An 18033-nucleotide genomic window follows, 5' to 3' on the forward strand; every position below is an offset into this window, starting at 1 on the left:
GCTCGCTGCGCTCGCACCTCAAAATGACGAGTTAGACCTGCGCTAAAATCTCTTCGCGAATGATAGTGCCTTTAGCGTCGCGCGGGATCTCCTTCACCACCAGCAGCTTGTCCGGGAATGTAAGGCGCCACGCCGCGCTCCGTCAGAAAGCGGTGCAGCGCCTCCAGCGACACCGGTGCGCTGGGCGAGGGCGACACGGCCCCGAAGATGCGGTCGCCGACAATCGGGTCCGGCAGCACGAAGCAGGCCGCATCGAGAAAGCCGGGAAAGGCCTGATAGAGGCCGTCGAGCTCGGACGCCGCGATGGTGAAGCCGCCATGATGGACGAGCTCGGCGTCGCGGCTGACCCGAAGACGGGCAACGCCTTCCGCTTGGCCGCGCAGACCCGTGGCGACGAACCCGTTCTCGTCGCGCGCCACGGGACCGTTCGACCGGCCTTGCGGTACGACGGGCCCGCGCAGGAGGAGGGCGCCGTTTTCGTCGGCAAGCTTCGTCTCCGCGAACACGGTGCCGCCGCCGTCCTTGGCGAGATGCACCAGCCCAAGGGGCAGCGCGGCACGGTCCGCTACCTTCGCCGGCCGCAGCAAGAGACTGGCGAGATCGCCGAGCGGGTAGAGATCGAACACGGGCCGGCTCAAATTTTCCGCGGCCATATGGTTCAGCGGCGCCGCCGGATCGGCAAGTTCCGCTGGCGACCAGACCCGCCCCACCCGCCGAAGCTGGCAGCGCGGGTCCTGCAGCACGCGGTTCGCGCCCAGCTCGCGAGAATGGCCGAAGGCATGGCGGTCACGGTCGCGCCTGTGTTCAAGAGCTGATCCGCGAACACGCCGTACTCGAACGGATGATGCTGGACCAGCTTGGCCCCGCCGATCAGCCACGGCGCGAGCCCGAGCCCCAGTCCAACGGTGCCGGTAAAGGGATAGGCGTTGAGGATCACGTCGCTGCGGTCGAGAGACAGCGAGAGCACCGTCATCGCGCCCTGCGCCAGGATTCCGTCCTCGTAGCGGAACAACGGCACGAGCGGATGGCCTGGGCGCGCGGTGAAGGTGATCAGCGAAGGGCCCGTGGGCAGGCGCGGGGTGAAGTCCCCGGCATGTCCGGCGCGATGGCGTCGTCGAGGGAACCGACGCCGTCGGGCAGGCCGTCGCCGAAGCCGAGCACGAAACGGACCGACAGCCGGCTGGCGGCGACGTCGCGCAACGTCTCGGCGGGCGCCTCCTCGGCGAAGCGCGAGCAGCCGCGTCCTCGCTCGGGACCTCCTCGTCGACCACGGGGTCTTCGGCCTGAGTCTCCTCCGCGTCGGTTTCTTCGCCGGGCTCCTCGGTCAGCACGTCCTGAGCGGCGGCGAAAGGCGGCACCCAGACGGCTGCGGTCAGCGACACGGCGAGGACGCAAGCAAGAAGACGCAGGCACGCGAGCGGATGGATCAAAAAGTGATGAGACATGGCAATGCGCAGAAGTCGTTTCCCCCAGGCCGCCGATCCTATTCAGGGAAACGCCGGTTGTCTCGCCTTCAACGTCACGTTGCGCCAACTTCTCGCCGATCCGTCTCCAAATGGGACAATTTTGGCGGTTCTCCAACGAAAAGCGGCCCCGGGAAGGCTCCCGAGGCCGCTTCTTGGGCGATTGCAGCGAGGCTGTCTATTCGTTCGACGCCTGCTTCATGCTCTTCACCTCGGCCGAGACGTCGGTGGCCGTCTGGGTCGATTTCTCCATCTCGATGGTGCGGATCTCGCCGTCAGCGGCCTTCATGGCCTTCTTGAGGTCGACCACGCGGATCGACTGATCCTGATGGGTGCGGAAATACCAGCGCAGATTTTGCAGGTCGCTGACGCTGGTCCATTCGGTGATTTCGGGCTGCGCCCCGCCGACCGAGGCGTTGATCACCGAGCCTTTCGGAATGTCGAACTGATTCAAGATGTGGAAGGCGCTGAACACGGCGTCCTCGGCCTTGGCGTTCGGCGTCGCCGCCTGGCTGAACATCGAGGCACGAACGAAGCGCGACGGCGGAGTGAAGTCACCGGGGAGACCCAGCATGCCGGTGCCCGAACCTATTGCGCTCAGCGTCACCGGACCGAGCTTCTCGTCTTGAATGTCCTTGGCGTTGAGGTTGATGTAGTTGTCGAGATTGGTCATGTGCCAATCATAGGTTGGCGCATTGGTCATCACGCCGATGGGGGCATCGGTGACCTTGACCTTGCCGTCGATCGGCTCGATGGCGATCGACTTACCGGATTTGTCCTGAACGAAGAAATGCACGTCGGCGGGCATGCCTTTGGCGCTGCCCAAGCCAGGCATCGGCGTGGGCACCATGACGATGTCCTCCACCGCCTTTTTGACCTCATCGACCGTGGCGAAATTGCCGAGGACCCACATGCCGAAATCCTGAGGGGCAAGCGCCTTTGACGCGTTCTCCGCGGTTGCTTCGGCATACTGCGCATAGCCCGGGAAATAGAAGAGGCCGATGGAGAGGCCCTGGTCGTTCAGTCCGTCGATGATCGCCACCTCGTTGAAGGCATTGGCCCCGACGATGCCGTAGCGCGTCTTGTAGGAGAGCCCCTTGCCTCCGTCAGGCAGCGTGGCGGTGAACTCCTTGCCGGCCGGGACGACGATGACGCTCGACTGGAGCGGGAAGCCGAACTCGAGCGTGCGGCCCCGGATGGCGGCGCCATCGGTGGCTTTGAGACTGATGCCGGTACAGGCAAAGACAGGCGACGTGGCGAGAGCGAGCGAAGCAGCGAGTGTGTAGATCGCGGCGCGGCGAATCATGGCGTGGTCCTCCTCAAGGAAATGCTGGCCGGACGATAGCTACGAGCGTCCTAAAGCGCTGTTAAGCACGCATGACGCTTGGGCTCAGGCTTAAGGCTGCGTGCCCGGGATCCTGCAAATTTGCGGCAAATGCCCGGGCTTAGACGGTGGCGCCGAACAGCGAGCCAATGAAGTAGGTCGCCGTTGCGGCTGCGGCGCCGATGGCCAACATGCGCGCTCCACCGAGCAGGGCATTACGCCCGGAGAACAGGCTGAGTGCCGCGCCGACACAGAACAGGGCCGTGCCCGAGATCGCGGCGGCGATCGCCACACCATGCTGCGAGAAGCCAAACACGTACGGGATGAGCGGCAGGCAGGCGCCCGCCGAGAAGGTGAGAAACGAAGAGATCGCCGCGCCGATGGGCGAGCCCAGTTCGTCCGGGTTGAGGCCGAGCTCCTCGCGGCTCAGCGTATCGAGCGCCTTGTCGGGGTTCTCGATGAGGTGCTTGGCGATGTGGCGCGCCTCCTCGATCGGAACGCCCCGCGCCTCATAGATCAGCGCGAGCTCCTCGGCCTCCTCTTTCGGATAGCGCTCGAGCTCGTCCTTCTCCTGCGCGATCTGGTGCTCGAACATCTCCTTCTGCGACAGCATGGAGATGAATTCGCCCGCGCCCATGGAAAACGCCCCGGCCAAAAGCCCGGCGACGCCGGTCAACAGGATCACGCTCGGGCTGGTGCCGGCGCCGGCGACGCCCATCACAAGACAAGTGTTGGACACGAGGCCATCATTGACGCCGAACACGCCGGCCCGGAGCGTGCCGCTGCCGTAGTTCTTGTGCTCGCGGGTGACATCCTCGATCGAGGTCGGCCAGGGATGACCCGCTGCTGCCCCTCCGTCCGTAGGCGCGACTTTGCCGCGATAGACCGAGACGCCGCGCACCTTCGAAGCCGAAAGCACGTGGCGCATGGCGCGCGGACCGAAGATGCCGAGCAGAAGCACGGTGATGCGCGACCGGAGCGACGGGCTGAACGTGGGGGCTGACTTCAGATCCTTCGCCAGGATGACGGCTTGCGCCTCGGCGGACGACGCCATGTCGCGGAAGAGCTTCGCCCGCGTGGGATCACGCTCCGCCGCCGCGACGGCGCTCGACAAATAGGCGGCCGTCTTCTCCGACCGCCAGCGCTCGGCGGCGTCTGCCATGGCCAGACCCCCCCCTCTCGAAGTCAGATCAGATTCACTTCGCCCGTCGCGAGGTCGTAGACGCCGCCCTGGATAGCCACCTTGCCGGACTTGACGGCATCGCCGATGACATCGGACCGCTTCTTCAATTCGCTCATGCCGAGGCGAACATTCTCCTCGATTGTAGCGGCGAGAAGATCGCCGGGGTGTTTGGCGTGGGCGGCGTTCACTGCGGGCTGGATCGCCTCGACGAGCTCGGGGAGATGGCCGGGCAGTTTCTTCCGCTCGCGCACCGATTGCATGGCCGCCGCTACGGCACCGCAGCTTGAGTGCCCCAAGACCAGAAGGAGCGGCGCGCCGAGCACGGCGACCGAGAATTCGAGACTCGCCAAGCCGTAATTGCTGACGACGTTGCCGGCATCGCGCACGACGAAGACCTCACCGGGTCCCTTGTCGAAGATGATCTCCGGGGGAACACGGCTGTCGGCGCAGGCCAACACGCCGACGATGGGGGCCTGGCTCTGCGCTCGCGCGGCGCGTCCGGCGAAATAGTCCCGCTCATTGAATTCGCCGGCCAGATAGCGGGCATTGCCCTGCTTCAGCTGGTCCAGCGCCTCGGCGGGTGAAATGGCGTTCGCCGCGGGTTCGGCGGCGCGGCCACGGCTTACGGGAAATGTGGTTGCGGCTAGAAGCGCACCGGCTCCGGCCATGAGATGGCGCCGCGACAAAGTCTTGGAATCGCAATTTCCGCACATGGCATTGGGTCTCCCTTGTGGGCGCTCTTTCGGGTGCGCCGTGGCCGAGTTCAACCCTTACGCGGGAAAATCTTAAAACTTCCGGTGTCCGGCTTATGCGTTTTTAGGTTTCGACAGGATCATCCGGTAGCAGTCGAGATTGCGCGCCAGGAACTCGTACGCGGCGCCCCACAGATAAAGCCGGAAGCGGCGATACTCGAACTCGCCGAACTTCTTGATCACGGCGTCCTTGTTGGACTCCAGGTTTTCGGCCCATTGCTTGAAGGTGAGGTAGTAGCTCCAGCGGTCCGAGTGCACTTCCTCGCATTCGAACTCGGTCTTGTTCATCTTGTTGAGGAAGTCGTCGAGCACCAGGAAGGAGTGATTGCCGGGATAGATGTAGCGGACCATGAAGGTCGACAGCTCGTATTTCTTGCGCGCGGCGCTGCCGTCGAGGAACACGAGTCCCCCCGGCTTGAGCAACCGGAAGAACTTCCGTAGCACCTTCTCGTAGTTCGGCAGATGCTCGATGACGCCCATGATGACGATGGCGTCATACGGCTCGTCGGGCTCGAAGTCGTAGAAGTCGGTCAGCAGGATGTCGAACTGATCACCGAAATTGGCGAGCTTGTCGCGCAAGAAGGATTGCGACACTTGCGAGTTGGTGATGCCGGTGTATTGGATCCCCGATTGCAGTGCGTGCCCCGAGAACGCGCCCCAGCCCGGCCCGATTTCCAGCACGCGTTTGCCCGGACCAAGCTCGCATTTCTCGATGGCCCAATCGAATTTGCGCTCGAGCGCCTTCGACAGCGCCTCGTCGTCGTTCTCGTAGATGCCTTGGCTATAGGCCGGGAACACGGGATCGAGGAAGCTCAGGAACAGCTGCGGATCGAGATTGTAATGCGAGGCGATGGCCTGCTTGTTGGTGTAGACCTGCCCGAACAGCATCGGCTGGATGAAACGCCAGGCGGCGACCAGCGGATGGCTGTCGTCGAGAGAGGCGCGCAGTGCAAAAGGCTTCAACATGTCGCCTTCGATGTCGATGTCGCCTTGCAGATACGCCTCCGCGATGTCGCCCTCGTCCAGGGTACGCAGCGCCTTGATGGCGCGCTCGTTGTGCAGACCGACGTGAAACTCGGGCTCGCCCTGGCCGATAGTGCGCTTCGCGCCATCCGGAAGCTCGATGGAAAAGGGAGTCGCGATCCCGCCGACCCGGTTGATGAAGGTGTCGAGCGTGCTTGCGGCTGATGACATGTGGATTGATCCCCCGGCTTGTCCCCTGCTCGCGAGGCACCTCGCGAGGCGTCTTGTGCGTGCTCGGCGCCAATTCTGCCCCGGAAGCGGTCGGGATGAAAAGCCCCGGCCTTCGCCCCCTCGAGCCCAAGTCCAACTGTTGCGGACCTGTGCGGTACTTGGGCTATCATCGGCGTCCTGCGTCCAGTCAGTGAGGTTTTCCCCCAAATGTTCAATGTGAAGCGCTGCTTGCGGTGGTCGCTGGCGGCCGCCATCGCCCTTCTTTGCTTTCTTCCGGCCCCCGAGGCTGCGGCGAAGAAGCCCGGGGCCATCCTCAATGTCTGGCCGCTGATCGGCGGCAGTCCGGATAACGGCGAGGCCTTCCGGATTCTCTATCAATCCACCGGGCTGAAGGGTGAGCCGATCGAGGTGTCCGGCGCCATCTACATCCCGCCAGGCCCCGCGCCGGCCGGCGGCCGTCCCGTGATCGCCTATGGGCACCCGACGTCAGGGGTGGTCGAAAAATGCGCGCCCTCGTTGATGCCGGACAATGCCGGCTTGATCTGGGGGATAAAGTCGATGCTGGCGAAAGGGTATATCGTGGTGGCCACGGACTATCCCGGCCTCGGCACCCCGGGCATCCACCCTTATCTCATTGGCGTCAGCGAGGGCCGTGCCGTGCTCGATTCGGTCCGGGCGGCCATCGCCTTGCCGCGCTCGGGCGCCTCCAACCGCTTCGTGTTGTGGGGGCATAGCCAAGGCGGCCATGCGGTGCTCTATGCCGGGGAGCTTGCGAAGTCCTACGCGCCTGACTTGAAGCTTCTCGGCGTGGCCGCGGCGGCGCCCGCCACCTATCTCATCGAGCTGTTCGATGCCGACAAGTCGAGCGCCGCGGGCAAGGAGCTGACCGCCATGGCGATCTGGTCGTGGTCCAATCTCTACAAAGACCCCGCCTCGAGCCTGGTCGAGGCAAACGCCATGAATGTCTACAAGACGATGGCGCAGGACTGCATCGAATCGGTCGCGGACTTCTTGGCACTCGACAAGGCGGAGAGGCCGCTTGAAAAGCAGAAGTTCCTGAAGGCGAACCCGGCCAAGACCCAACCCTGGCAAGGCATTATGCAACGCAATTCCCCCGGCCAGCAGCCGGCGGGCGCGCCGGTGTTCCTGGCGCAAGGGACCGCCGACACGATCGTGCGGCCCTATATCACCAAGCAGTTCGGCAAGGCTCTGTGCAAGCAGGGCGCCAAGGTGATGTTCGTCGAGATGCCGGGGGTGACGCACACCTTCGCCGCCAAGGAGAGCGTGGCCACCGCGCTCAAATGGATGGACGACAGGTTCCGCGGTGTGCCGGCGCCGAGCGTTTGCGGCGGCTAGAGGATCGCCTCGCCGCCGAGCACGGCCGCGATCAAGATGAGAACGAAGATCAGCAGGAAAACGAAGAACAGGAGCTTGGCGATCTTGGCCGCGCCGTGCTCGAGCCTGGTGTAGCCGAAGGCGCCGGCGAGGACCGAGATCACGAGCGCGATCAGCGCCCATTTGAGAAGCGCCATCGTCGCTCTCCCCTCAATTCGTGATGCGGATGGTCGTGTTGCCCGCGCCGTAGCGCTGCACCAGCGAATACAGACGGGCCGCGTGGACGGGTGCAGCCGCACGCAGCCATGGGACGCGGCGGCCGAGATATTTCGTCTCGTAGGAGCCGTGAATGGCGTAGCCCTTATAAAAGAAGATCGAGTGCGGCATGGGTGAGTTGTTGTAGATCGAGGAGTAGTGGCGCCGGGCCAGATGATAGGGCTTGTAGGTGCCGGTCGGCGTGCGGTAGCCCGAGCGCGCCGTCGAGACCTTCCAGGTATAGGCCGGCTTGCCGTTCACGAAGACATGCATGCGCTGGCTGGAGAGATTGATCTGCGCGACGACGCTTGCGAAGGCCGCGGTGGGCAGGGCAAGCGCCAGCCCGACCAGTGCGGCCAGAAAAATGGAACGTCTCATGATGGTCTCCCTCGAATTTAGCCCTGTGCCCACGCCCGCGGATCTTCGCGCCGGGCGCTCTCCGGATGATGACAAGAGGTTCAGTCTAAGGGGCGGCGGCTGAATATCTCCTGAACGCCAGCCATTTTTGGCCCCGAAGCGCCCTTGAATCGGGGGCAGGCCTGGGGCTCCAATTGCTTGGGTCATCTGTGCTAACGTCGAGGCCACGAGGGATCTGACGCAAAACTTGGGTCGTGTGCCGATGGGAAGGCTGCCGTTCAGCCTCATTGCACTATTGTTTTGGAGTGGTGTCGCCGCCGCGCAAACCCAACTTGCGCCGACGGCCGCCGAGCCGACGGAGTCGGCGACCAACGAGCCCGCTGAGACGGAGATCGTCGAATCCGCGGAGACGGCGGCCGTCGAACTGCCGGAGCGAAAGCCTCCCAAGGCCCCGGAACCGAAATCGGACAAGTTGCCTGGGGCCAGAGAGCTGTTCGCGTCCGTTCCGGACGCCGCCCCGCTCGCGGCACGGGCGATTGGCTTCTACTCCAAGGGCTGTCTCGCCGGCGGTGTCGCGCTCCCCCTCAACGGCCCCGACTGGCAGGTGATGCGCACCTCGCGCAACCGCAATTGGGGTAGCCCGCAACTCATCGACTATATGACGCGCCTCGCGAGCGACGCGCGGGCACTTGACGGCTGGCCGGGTCTTCTCGTCGGCGACATGTCACAGCCGCGCGGTGGCCCGATGCTCACCGGCCATACCAGCCATCAGGTCGGGCTCGACGCCGATATCTGGCTGACACCGATGCCGGACCGCATCCTCACGGTGCAGGAGCGGGAGGACTTGAGGGCGGAATCGATGCTGAAGGATCCGCTGCACGTCGATCCCGAGAAGTTCACCGACCTGCAGATCAAGCTCATCCGGCGCGCCGCGTCCTACCCGCAAGTGGCGCGCATCTTCGTGCATCCGGCCATCAAGAAATCGCTCTGCGTGCGCGCGAGGTAGCGGGAAAGGACACGCGCTGGCTCGGCAAAGTGAGGCCGTGGTGGAATCACCACTATCATTTCCACGTCCGCCTCTCCTGTCCGCCCGGCATGGACGGCTGCAAGGATCAGCCGCCGGTGAGCGGCGATTCCGGCTGCGACGGCGACGAGCTCGACAACTGGAACGACATGCTCAAGAAGTCCGCCATCTGGATGACGCAGCAGAACATCGATCCGGACGCCAAGCCGACGGGAAAGAAGAAGCCTTTCCCTCTCAAGGATTTGCCGAGCGATTGCCGGACCGTGCTCACCGCGGGCGGAAATGAGCTGCTCAGCGTGGACGACGAACTGCCGCCCGTGGCGGTCAGGGCCGCCGCCAGCAAGGAGGCTGGCCCGGGCGTGCCCCTCCTCAGTGAAACGCAACTCCAAAACCTGCTCAACGGCGGCAAGATCGGCATCCCGCTGCCCGTGCGCAACCCTACTCGCTGATCTTCCCGTAGAACCGCGGTTCAGGCACAATCGGTCCATGTTGCAGCGGCGCTCCAATCCTTTCGAGGGTCAGAAGAACGTCTTCGGCGAGCCGCTCAAGAGCTGCTCGGACCGGCCGGTCACGGGCTTCTACCGCACCGGCTGCTGCCACACGGGACCCGAGGATCTCGGCCTGCACACGGTCTGCGTCGAGGTGACGGCGGACTTTCTCGCGTTCTCCAAGTCGCGGGGAAACGACCTTTCGACGCCGCAGCCCGATTTCGGCTTTCCCGGCTTGCAGCCCGGCGACCGCTGGTGCCTGTGTGCCGCCCGCTGGCAGGAGGCCTTCGAGGCAGGCAGCCCGCCGCGGGTGATTCTCGGCGCCACCCACGAGGCGACGCTGGAGCTCGTGGATCTCGAAGACCTCAAACGCTACGCCATCGACCTCGCCTGAGCGCGGGGCCCTTCCTTCAACCCTTCTTGTTGGCAACGCCCGGAGGTGGCAGCATGACGGCCATGGCCACGAAAAAGCAGCCGGCGGCGAAGAAGGCGGCAAAGAAGAAGACCCCCGCCCCCAAGAAGAAGACCGCATCGACCCCGGCGACGGGATCGCGGCGGAAGCGCGAGATCTATCTCGAGGGGCACAAGCGCAAATTCCTCGTCGTCGTCGACGAGACCCCGGAATGCGAAAGCGCACTCGCCTTCGCCGCCAGCCGCGCCCAGCGCACGCGAGGTCAGCTGGCGTTGCTCTACGTCATCGAGCCCGAGGACGAGGCCATGCACTGGCTCGGCGTGGAGGACATCGCGCGAGAGGAGGGGCAGAGCAAGGCCAAGGCCGTGTTCCGCCTGTTCGGCCGCAAGCTGAAGGCCATGGGCTTTGAGGAGCTCGTGCCGGAGGAGATCGTGCGCGAAGGCAACAAGGCCGACGAGATCCCCAAGCTGATCGAGGAGGATCAGGATATCGGTGTGCTTGTGCTCGGTGCCTCGAAGGACCCCTCCGGGCCCGGTCCGCTGGTGTCGAGCCTGGCGGGCGGGCGGCTCGCGGGCGTCTTCCCGACCCCGATCACTGTGGTGCCGGGGCATCTCTCCATCGAGGAAATCCTGGCGCTCGCCTGAGCCTGCGAGGACCCCTACGGCAACCTGGTGCGGTCGTGGTATAAGGCGACTCGCCGCCTTGACTCGGCCGGGTCGCGGGCACAAATATAGAACTGTTCTAATTTCTGAGCGCAGCCTTTTAGGGGCTCGCGCGTTAGGAGCCACGAGGCACCCACGATGTTCATTCAGACCGAGGCAACGCCAAATCCAGCCACCCTGAAGTTTCTTCCGGGCCGGGCCGTGCTCGGCGAGGTGGATGCGATCGAGTTCCGCGACCGCGCCGAGAGCGAGGGTTCGCCGCTGGCCGCGCGCCTGTTCGAGATCGACGGCGTCACCGGCGTGTTCCTCGGCTCCGACTTCATCAGCGTCACCAAGGGCGAGGGCGAGTGGCAGCACCTGAAGCCCGCCATCCTCGGCGCCATCATGGAGCATTATCTGTCGGGCGAGGAGATGACGGATGGCGCGCCCGACCAATATGACGGCGTGAACGAGTTCTTCGCGCCCGAGGACGAGGCGACCGTCCAGACGATCAAGGAACTGCTCGACACGCGCGTGCGTCCGGCCGTGGCGCAAGACGGCGGCGATATCACCTTCCAGGGCTATCGCGACGGCGTGGTCTTCCTGCATATGCGCGGCGCCTGTTCGGGTTGCCCGAGCTCGACAGCGACGCTCCGTCACGGCATCGAGAATCTGCTCCGGCACTTCATTCCCGAAGTGCAGGAGGTCCGCCCGATTTGACGGAAAAGCTGCCAGACGCTTCCCTCGATCAACTGTTCCGCGACGCGCGCACCTACAACGCGTGGCAAGATAGGGATGTCCCCGACTCGCTGCTGCATGAGTTGATCGATCTCGCGAAGCTCGGACCGACGAGCGCGAATTGCAGCCCGGCGCGCTTTCTTTTCGTGAAATCCCGCGCGGCAAAAGAGAAACTCAAACCGCATCTGTCGGAGGGCAACCGCGAGAAGACGATGAAGGCGCCCGTCTGCGCGATCATCGGCTACGACCTCGATTTCTACGAACACCTGCCCTATCTCTTTCCCCATACCAACGCCAAAAGCTGGTTCGAAGGGAAGCCCAAAAAGATCGAGCAGACCGCGTTCCGCAACGGCTCGTTGCAGGGCGCCTATCTCATCACGGCGGCGCGCACGCTCGGGCTCGACTGCGGCCCCATGTCCGGCTTCGACAACGAGGCGGTGGACAAGGAATTTTTTGCCGACACCAACGTCAAATCGAATTTCCTTTGCAATCTCGGCTTTGGCGACGGTGCAGATTTGAAGCCGCGGGCGCCGCGCTTTCGCTTCGACCAAATCGCGCTCATCGTCTAAGACCCAAGCTATGAACATTCTCGCGCTCGATACGAGCATGGGCGCCTGCTCCGCCGCCGTGCTGTGCACTACCGATTCCACGCACCGGCTTCACGTGCTTCAGGCTGAGATGGCGCGCGGGCACGCCGAGGCGCTGATGCCCATGGTGGAGGAGGTGCTCGGGGAAGCCGAGATCGACGCATGTGATCTCGATCTGATCGCGGCGACCACCGGTCCCGGCAGCTTCACGGGCGTGCGCATCGCCATCGCCGCGGCGCGAGGCCTGGCGCTCGTGACGAAGGCGCGGCTTTACGGCACGGACAGTCTCGCGGTGATGGCGCGCGCCGCCCGTCTTGCCGGCCTCGAGCCCAAGGGTCCGTTCGCGGTCGCCGTCGATGCCCGGCGCGACATGCTTTATCTCGGGCTCTACGATCAAACCGGAAGCAGACTGGAAGGTCCATTGCTCATCGCGCCGGATGACGCCGCCGGTCTCCTGCCCGCGACGCTTCGTCTGGCCGTCGGCAACGGGGCGCGGAGTCTTTGTGACGCAGCCGTAACGCGCGGTCGCAAAATCGAGATCGAGCTGCCTTCACTTCAGCCAAGCGTCGCGGCGCTTGCCGAGATCGCGCTTGAACGCGGCGCGACCTCGGAGACCGTGCGGCCGCTTTATTTGCGGCCGCCCGACGCCAAGCCGCAGCTCCCGCCGTCGCGAGGCACTGATGCCGCTCACGATCACCGTCACCCGGGCTGGCTCTTTCGACCCCATCTCCATGGCCGCGATCCACCGCAGTTGTTTCGCAAGGGCCTGGGACGAAGCGGCGATGGCACAATTTCTCGCTTCTCCGGAGACGCTCTGCCTGATCGGCTCGGTCGCTGATTCCTCCGGCACGATGGGCGGTCTCCTCATCGCGCGCAAAGCTGCCGACGAAGCCGAGATCCTCACCTTCTGCGTAGCGCCCGCCTGCCGCAATGCGGGTCTTGGCCGCGCGCTGCTCGAAAAGGCGGTGACCGAGTTGCGCGCCGCGGGCGCGAAGCGGCTGTTCCTCGAAGTCGAAGAGGACAACGAACCCGCACTGACGCTCTACCGTTCGCTCGGCGCGGTCCCCGTCGGCAGGCGCGAGCACTACTATGAGCACGGGGCCGACGCCGCGATCTTCAGCCTTGCCCTTTCGGACTCACCCTCCGATGATGAGCAAATCGCCGAGGAATCACATGAAGACCAGCGATAGCCGGGGGTCCATGTCCAAGCCAGCGATACGGGAAAGCCGGCTGGAGCGACTGTGCGCCGATCGGGGCATGCGCATGACCGGCCAGCGGCGCACCATCGCGCGGGTCCTGTCGGAGGCTCATGACCATCCCGACGTGGAGGAGGTCTACCGCCGGGCAAGTGCGCGAGATCCCCGCATCTCGCTCTCCACCGTGTACCGCACCGTGCGCCTGTTGGAAGGCGAAGGCATTGTCGAGCGGCACGATTTCGGCGACGGACGGGCGCGCTACGAGCCGGCCGGTCACGAGCACCACGATCACCTCATCAACGTGAAGACCGGCGAGGTCATCGAGTTCAAGAACGAGGATATCGAGCACCTGCAAGAGCGCGTCGCCAAGGAGCTCGGCTTCCAGCTAATCGGGCACCGCTTGGAGCTGTTCGGCAAGCCGCTCAAGAACGGCAAATAGCGCGCGTTTTTTGCCCCGTTTGACTTCCCGCCTCCGCCGGGACAACGTTAACCATCGCTTAAGAAGCACTAAGGGGGTGGCGTGATGGGAAAGCGGATTTTTCTCGCGGGCGCATTGATGTTGCTTACCAGCGTGGCCTTCGCACAGCACGCTATCTCGCTGGAACCCGAGGCGGCTCCGGCAGCGGACGCCAGCGCCCCGGCTCGTGACGTCCCGCCCGCGCCGTCTGTATCTCCGTCAGCCGCATCGGTGCCGCCCAAGGTCGAGATGACCTTCCCCTCCGAGCACGACCTCTACATCGTGCCTGCGGCGACCCGCGAGGTCTGCACTACCCTCGAACTCGGCTTTGGGGAGATCCAAACCGACTGCCGTATGAAGCCTGTTCCGGTACGGGCTGAGGATCCGGCGCTGCGCGGGCTGTGTATCACGCGCTATGGGCGGCGGACCTGCTATTGAGCGTTACGGCTTCAACGGTCGATCGCTGATCAATGAGAAGCGTGCGCGCATTCTTGGTGCTGGCGACGTTCTTCGCCTTCACCGTCCCGCTGATGCCGCTTCAGCTCCTGTTCGTGCGGATGGGCTCGCGCTACGCCCGCACCTTCCCGCATTGGTACCACCGCCAAGTGTGCAGGATCGTCGGCATCCGCCTCAACGTCGACGGCGAGATCGCGGAAAGCCAAGGCGTGCTGATCGTGTCGAACCACGTCTCCTGGCTCGACATCACCGTGCTGTCGGCGGTGGCGCCGGTCTCCTTCGTCGCCAAGCAGGAGGTCTCGACCTGGCCCTTCGTGAAGTGGCTCGCCAACCTGCAACGCTCGGTGTTCGTCGACCGCGAGCGGCGCAGCGAAGTCGGCAGCAAGGCGAATGAAATTCTGAATCGGTTGGAGGACGGAGACCACGTGGTTCTGTTCGCCGAAGGCACCTCCAGCGACGGCAACACGGTGGTGCCGTTCCGTACCGCGCTGTTCGCCGCGGCGAAGCCACTCGAGGGCCGGCCCATGGGATCGAGGGTCTCGGTGCAGACCCTGGCGCTGAGCTACACGAAGCTCTACGGCCTTCCCTTGGGGCGGCGCGGCCGCCCGCAAGTCGCGTGGTATGGCGACATGGACATGGCGAGCCATGCCTGGAAGCTGCTGGGCCTCGGTCCGCTCGACGCCAATATCCGCATTGGGCCGCCCGTGCCGCTCGACGACTTTCCCGACCGCAAAGCGCTTGCGCGCTATGCGGAAGAGAAAGTCAGAAGCGACGTCGTCGAGTTGCTACGCGGACGGCCCACGCAACGGACCGCCTAGATCGCGCGGCGCAGCCTGATCGTGTCCATGACCGTCGCGGGCGCGAAGGCACCATTCGGCAATTGCCGGATGAAGCCCGCCTTGGCGACGTTCATGAGTGTGCCGTGAACCACGCGATCGACGTTCTCGCCGTCCGCGAAATAGCCCTCCTGCACCGAGAGATGGCAGAGATCGTCGATTGTCATGACGCCGATCTCGCTCAACTTGCGGATAAGGAAGTCGGCCAGCGGCGGCTGTTGCGGCTGCTGGGCGGCCATGGCCACCGGCCGGCGCTGCTCTGGCTCCGGTGCTGCGGCGGCCGGTGCCCGGCGATAGACCTGCGGCGCTGCAGGCCTGTGCTCGGACTCGGGCTCGCGCACCGGCATCGGCGGGCGGGCGAGGTGCCTCGGCTTCCGCCGCCACGGGGTGGCGATAAGGCTCCGGCTGCTGCTGAGGCACCGGGCGTCGATACTCGGGCTCCGGCGCCGGACGGCGATGATGCTCCGGCTCCTGTGCCACGGGCCGGACTTGCGGCTCGGCTTCGGCTTGAGGCGCCGGGCGGCGGCGCTCGTCTTGCACCGGGCGCTCGTCAGCCGCCGGTATTCGCCCTCGATAAGCGTCGTCACGGCTTCGAGCTCGGACTGAAGATCCTCGATCCTCGCCTGATGCTCCCGCTTCAACAACTCTAAGCGTTTCTCGAATTGCGCTTGCGCCGCGCTGATCTGCTCCTCGAGGAAGCTGGCACGGTCTTGTAGGTCCCCGCGAATATCACGCATCGATGCCCCCTAAGATCACTGACCTCAACAGAATGACGGGCCGAACTGGGGGTTCTCGTAAGCGCAAAAGGCCCACCGACCGCCGCTCGGCAAGTACGCAAAACTGTACGGAATTGCGCCGGACACAGCCTCAGCATCGGCGCTACTGCCAATCATACTATCCCTAACCATATGCAGAGTCTCGCCTTTGCCGATTCAGGCAGTTTCACAGAGCATTGCCGCGACCCGTGACCGCCAGTCCGGCTGCTCAGGGAGCAAACTACTAAGACAAAACCAAGACGCGCCCCGAACAAACGGGACTGGCGGCGCCAAACAAGCGTCATCGACTTGTCAAATTTTGGGCACTCGGCGCGTGATCGCGGAGCTTCTTCTGGCGCCGGCGCGGCTTTGGCTTGGTCATCTCTGGCAGGAAGGCCGCGAGCAGGCCGATGGCCGGGAGAAAAGCACAGACGTGGTAGACGAAGGTGATGCTGGTCGCGTCGGCCAGCCGGCCCAGCAGCCAGGCGCCGACACCCGCGATGCCGAAGGCGAGACCGAAGAACAGGCCGGCGACCATGCCGACGCGGCCCGGCAGCAGGCTCTGCGCATAGACGATGATGGCGGGATGCGCCGAGGCCAGGATGAGGCCGATAATCACGCTGAGAATCGCCGTTCCCAAGAGGCCGACATAGGCAACGCCAGGGTGAAGGGCAACACGCCGAGAATCGACCACCAGATCACCCGGCGCGTGCCGATGCGGTCGCCGATCGGTCCGCCGATGACGGTGCCGGCCGCGACCGAGCCCAAGAACAGGAACAGATAGAGCTGCGCGGTCTGCACCGGCAGATCGAAGGTGTGGATCAAATAGAAAATGTAGAAGCTCGTGATCGAGACCAAGTAAAAGTGCTTGGAGAAGGTCAGCGTGACCAGCAGCGCGATCGATTTCGCCACCTCGCGCCGGCTGAGCGCGGCGATGGCTTTGCGTTCATCGTGCGACACGCTTGGCAGTTTGAGCGCCTTGCCGTACCAGCCTCCGACCCCGGTGAGCAGGACCATGCCGAGCAGCGCCACCACCGAGAACCAGGCGATCGAGGTCTGCCCGTAAGGGATCACGATGAAGGCCGCGAGCAGCGGCCCGAGCGCGGTGCCGAAATTGCCGCCGACCTGGAACACGGCCTGCGCGGTGCTGTGCCGTCCGCCTGACGCAAGACGTGCGACACGCGAGGACTCCGGATGGAACACCGACGAGCCCATGCCGATTAGCGCGGCGCCCGCGAGCACCTCCACATAGGTCGAGGCGAAGGCGATCAGAATCAGGCCGAGCAGCGATGAGCCCATGCCGACGACGAGCGAGTAGGGCGTGGGGTAGCGGTCGGTGAGATAGCCGACCAGCGGCTGCAGCACCGAGGCGGTGGCCTGGAAGGTGAAGGTGATGAAGCCGATCTGGGCGAAGTCGAGCGCGAGGCTCGTCTTGAGCATGGGGTAGATCGCCAGAATCAGCGACTGAATCACATCGTTCAGCAGGTGGCAGATGCTGATCGCCACGAGCACGACGACCGCGGTCTTCGGGGCCGCTCCTTGCGGCGCGTTGCTGTCAGTCTTGCTCGCCATGACGAGGGGCCTCATCTCGCGTTGAGCCGGAGACTTGGGACAAATGAGCACCGGAGGGCAAGGGGACATTTCGCACCGCGCACGCGATGCCCCAGCCGCCGGCGATGTCCTAAACTGTGTTCTCGCGAACCAGCTGAGGTGGCATGCATCCAATTCTCATGACCGAGCTCCTCGTCTTGGTCGGCGTCGCCAATGCCTTGCCCGTGATCGCGAAAAAGCTCATGGGGACCGCCGGGGATTGGCCCCTCGACGGGAGCATCACGCTCCGAGACGGCAGACCACTGTTCGGCCGCTCCAAGACCATTCGGGGCGTCCTGATCGCGCTCCTTGGAACACCTGTCGTGGCTGTGCTCCTGGGCCTCGACTGGCAGCTCGGTGTCTTGGTGGCCGCCAGCGCCATGGCCGGGGATCTGTTGTCGAGCTTTATCAAGCGTCGGCTTGGACTTGCGCCAAGCAGCCAGGCGCTCGGGCTCGATCAGGTTCCGGAATCGCTTTTTCCGCTGATCGCGGCGCGCTGTCTCGTGCCGCTCAGCTGGCTCGACGTGGCGGTGGGCACGGCAATTTTCGCCATCACCGAGCTCGTCGTCTCCCGCATTCTCTTCAGGCTCAATCTGCGCGACCGGCCTTATTGACCTCACCCGACCGCCGGAGCTCGTGAAGGGTGATCTCGGGCGGGCAATTGAACCGGACCGGCACGACGGAGCTGCCCGCGCCGACCGCGGTGTAGCCGATCATGTTGTGATGGCGCCACGGCCCGGCGCCGAACTTTCGGGGCAGCACGGCGCTTAAAGTTATGGGATGCCCGCCCGGGAGGCAGATTTGCCCGCCATGGGTATGGCCGCTGAGCAGAAGATCGAAATCGGCGTGCGCCGCCTGGCGATAGATCTCCGGCGTATGCGTGACGAGAATCGAGAACTCCTCGTTGGGAATGCTTTCGGCGGCCTTCTCGATATTGTCGACGCGATAGAAGTGCGCGTCGTCGATGCCGGCCTACGAGATCGCGCGTGA

The 18033-nt window shown here is 64.6% G+C and carries 23 protein-coding genes and 2 pseudogenes; 13 read left to right on the forward strand and 12 right to left on the reverse strand.

From position 1 onward, the window contains the following. Nucleotides 1-71 precede the first annotated feature (71 nt). From AUC71_RS15745 to AUC71_RS15770, 7 genes are all read right to left on the reverse strand, one after another. The gene (locus tag AUC71_RS15745; protein WP_069625009.1) at nucleotides 72-653 is read right to left on the reverse strand and encodes an acyl-CoA synthetase family protein; all 582 of its coding nucleotides are present in this window, start codon (nucleotides 651-653) and stop codon (nucleotides 72-74) included. 5 nt (nucleotides 654-658) lie between these two features. Continuing rightward, nucleotides 659-1018 carry a hypothetical protein gene (locus tag AUC71_RS15750; protein ID WP_069625010.1) on the reverse strand — a complete coding sequence of 120 codons (360 nt, stop codon included), beginning with the start codon at nucleotides 1016-1018 and terminating at the stop codon, nucleotides 659-661. Between the two features lie 32 nt (nucleotides 1019-1050). Next, entirely contained in the window at nucleotides 1051-1200 is a 150-nt protein-coding gene (locus AUC71_RS19830) for a hypothetical protein (protein WP_158007896.1), read from the reverse strand. A 441-nt stretch (nucleotides 1201-1641) separates the two neighbouring features. Beyond that, nucleotides 1642-2769, reverse strand: a complete 1128-nt coding sequence (locus AUC71_RS15755) for a linear amide C-N hydrolase (RefSeq protein WP_069625011.1) — start codon at nucleotides 2767-2769, stop codon at nucleotides 1642-1644. A gap of 139 nt (nucleotides 2770-2908) precedes the next feature. Continuing rightward, nucleotides 2909-3949 carry a VIT1/CCC1 transporter family protein gene (locus tag AUC71_RS15760; protein ID WP_069625012.1) on the reverse strand — a complete coding sequence of 347 codons (1041 nt, stop codon included), beginning with the start codon at nucleotides 3947-3949 and terminating at the stop codon, nucleotides 2909-2911. A gap of 23 nt (nucleotides 3950-3972) precedes the next feature. Next, complete coding sequence (locus AUC71_RS15765; protein ID WP_244501007.1) at nucleotides 3973-4638, reverse strand: carbonic anhydrase; 666 nt, start codon at nucleotides 4636-4638, stop codon at nucleotides 3973-3975. A gap of 138 nt (nucleotides 4639-4776) precedes the next feature. Then, the gene (locus AUC71_RS15770; RefSeq protein ID WP_069625013.1) at nucleotides 4777-5916 is read right to left on the reverse strand and encodes a class I SAM-dependent methyltransferase; all 1140 of its coding nucleotides are present in this window, start codon (nucleotides 5914-5916) and stop codon (nucleotides 4777-4779) included. Nucleotides 5917-6123: 207 nt separating this feature from the next. Here AUC71_RS15770 and AUC71_RS15775 point away from each other — a divergent pair, with 207 nt between their 5' ends. Next, on the forward strand, nucleotides 6124-7272 hold the full coding sequence (locus tag AUC71_RS15775; protein WP_069625014.1) for an alpha/beta fold hydrolase: 1149 nt from the start codon (nucleotides 6124-6126) through the stop codon (nucleotides 7270-7272). On the opposite strand, the gene AUC71_RS15780 is transcribed toward AUC71_RS15775, so the two are convergent. Together AUC71_RS15780 and AUC71_RS15785 are read right to left on the reverse strand one after the other, a co-directional pair. Beyond that, nucleotides 7269-7448 carry a DUF1328 family protein gene (locus AUC71_RS15780; protein WP_069625015.1) on the reverse strand — a complete coding sequence of 60 codons (180 nt, stop codon included), beginning with the start codon at nucleotides 7446-7448 and terminating at the stop codon, nucleotides 7269-7271. The genes AUC71_RS15775 and AUC71_RS15780 overlap by 4 nt on opposite strands. Before the next feature lie 13 nt (nucleotides 7449-7461). Then, the gene (locus tag AUC71_RS15785; protein ID WP_141701769.1) at nucleotides 7462-7884 is read right to left on the reverse strand and encodes a L,D-transpeptidase family protein; all 423 of its coding nucleotides are present in this window, start codon (nucleotides 7882-7884) and stop codon (nucleotides 7462-7464) included. 241 nt (nucleotides 7885-8125) lie between these two features. Between AUC71_RS15785 and AUC71_RS22880 the strand changes: the two genes are divergently transcribed. The 11 genes from AUC71_RS22880 to olsA all read left to right on the forward strand — a co-directional run bounded on the left by AUC71_RS22880 (nucleotide 8126) and on the right by olsA (nucleotide 14680). Beyond that, nucleotides 8126-8869, forward strand: coding sequence for a penicillin-insensitive murein endopeptidase (locus tag AUC71_RS22880; protein ID WP_069625016.1), 744 nt, complete (start codon nucleotides 8126-8128; stop codon nucleotides 8867-8869). 29 nt (nucleotides 8870-8898) lie between these two features. Then, complete coding sequence (locus AUC71_RS22885) at nucleotides 8899-9336, forward strand: penicillin-insensitive murein endopeptidase (RefSeq protein ID WP_425283404.1); 438 nt, start codon at nucleotides 8899-8901, stop codon at nucleotides 9334-9336. A gap of 37 nt (nucleotides 9337-9373) precedes the next feature. Then, a complete protein-coding gene (locus AUC71_RS15800) occupies nucleotides 9374-9769 on the forward strand; it encodes a DUF2237 family protein (protein WP_069625018.1) in 396 nt (131 codons plus the stop codon). A 53-nt stretch (nucleotides 9770-9822) separates the two neighbouring features. Continuing rightward, a complete protein-coding gene (locus tag AUC71_RS15805; RefSeq protein WP_244501008.1) occupies nucleotides 9823-10431 on the forward strand; it encodes a universal stress protein in 609 nt (202 codons plus the stop codon). A 156-nt stretch (nucleotides 10432-10587) separates the two neighbouring features. Then, the gene (locus AUC71_RS15810; protein WP_069625019.1) at nucleotides 10588-11148 is read left to right on the forward strand and encodes a NifU family protein; all 561 of its coding nucleotides are present in this window, start codon (nucleotides 10588-10590) and stop codon (nucleotides 11146-11148) included. Beyond that, nucleotides 11145-11735: a malonic semialdehyde reductase gene (locus AUC71_RS15815; RefSeq protein WP_069625020.1), complete on the forward strand. Its 591-nt coding sequence runs from the start codon at nucleotides 11145-11147 to the stop codon at nucleotides 11733-11735. Before AUC71_RS15810 ends, AUC71_RS15815 begins: the two co-directional genes overlap by 4 nt. 10 nt (nucleotides 11736-11745) lie before the next feature. Continuing rightward, complete coding sequence (tsaB, locus tag AUC71_RS18230) at nucleotides 11746-12591, forward strand: tRNA (adenosine(37)-N6)-threonylcarbamoyltransferase complex dimerization subunit type 1 TsaB (protein WP_083238504.1); 846 nt, start codon at nucleotides 11746-11748, stop codon at nucleotides 12589-12591. Continuing rightward, nucleotides 12536-12943: a GNAT family N-acetyltransferase gene (locus AUC71_RS15820; protein WP_244501009.1), complete on the forward strand. Its 408-nt coding sequence runs from the start codon at nucleotides 12536-12538 to the stop codon at nucleotides 12941-12943. The genes tsaB and AUC71_RS15820 overlap by 56 nt, the downstream gene beginning before the upstream one ends. 10 nt (nucleotides 12944-12953) lie before the next feature. Then, a complete protein-coding gene (locus AUC71_RS15825; protein WP_069625028.1) occupies nucleotides 12954-13388 on the forward strand; it encodes a Fur family transcriptional regulator in 435 nt (144 codons plus the stop codon). A gap of 84 nt (nucleotides 13389-13472) precedes the next feature. After that, nucleotides 13473-13844, forward strand: coding sequence for a hypothetical protein (locus AUC71_RS15830; protein ID WP_069625022.1), 372 nt, complete (start codon nucleotides 13473-13475; stop codon nucleotides 13842-13844). A 32-nt stretch (nucleotides 13845-13876) separates the two neighbouring features. Then, entirely contained in the window at nucleotides 13877-14680 is an 804-nt protein-coding gene (olsA, locus tag AUC71_RS15835) for a lyso-ornithine lipid O-acyltransferase (protein ID WP_069625023.1), read from the forward strand. On the opposite strand, the gene AUC71_RS15840 is transcribed toward olsA, so the two are convergent. Together AUC71_RS15840 and AUC71_RS15845 are read right to left on the reverse strand one after the other, a co-directional pair. Continuing rightward, the gene (locus tag AUC71_RS15840) at nucleotides 14677-15435 is read right to left on the reverse strand and encodes a hypothetical protein (RefSeq protein WP_069625024.1); all 759 of its coding nucleotides are present in this window, start codon (nucleotides 15433-15435) and stop codon (nucleotides 14677-14679) included. The two genes, olsA and AUC71_RS15840, sit on opposite strands and share 4 nt — an antisense overlap. A gap of 319 nt (nucleotides 15436-15754) precedes the next feature. Beyond that, nucleotides 15755-17025: pseudogene (locus AUC71_RS15845) on the reverse strand (MFS transporter). Between the two features lie 143 nt (nucleotides 17026-17168). Between AUC71_RS15845 and AUC71_RS15850 the strand changes: the two are divergent. After that, nucleotides 17169-17657: a CDP-archaeol synthase gene (locus AUC71_RS15850; protein ID WP_069625025.1), complete on the forward strand. Its 489-nt coding sequence runs from the start codon at nucleotides 17169-17171 to the stop codon at nucleotides 17655-17657. Here the strand turns inward: AUC71_RS15850 and AUC71_RS21570 are convergent. Further along, nucleotides 17632-18015, reverse strand: a pseudogene (locus tag AUC71_RS21570) (metallophosphoesterase); the annotation flags it as partial. The gene AUC71_RS15850 and the pseudogene AUC71_RS21570 sit on opposite strands and share 26 nt — an antisense overlap. Nucleotides 18016-18033 lie beyond the last annotated feature (18 nt).

The sequence above is a fragment of the Methyloceanibacter marginalis genome, from assembly GCF_001723295.1.
Taxonomy (GTDB): Bacteria; Pseudomonadota; Alphaproteobacteria; order Rhizobiales; family Methyloligellaceae; genus Methyloceanibacter; species Methyloceanibacter marginalis.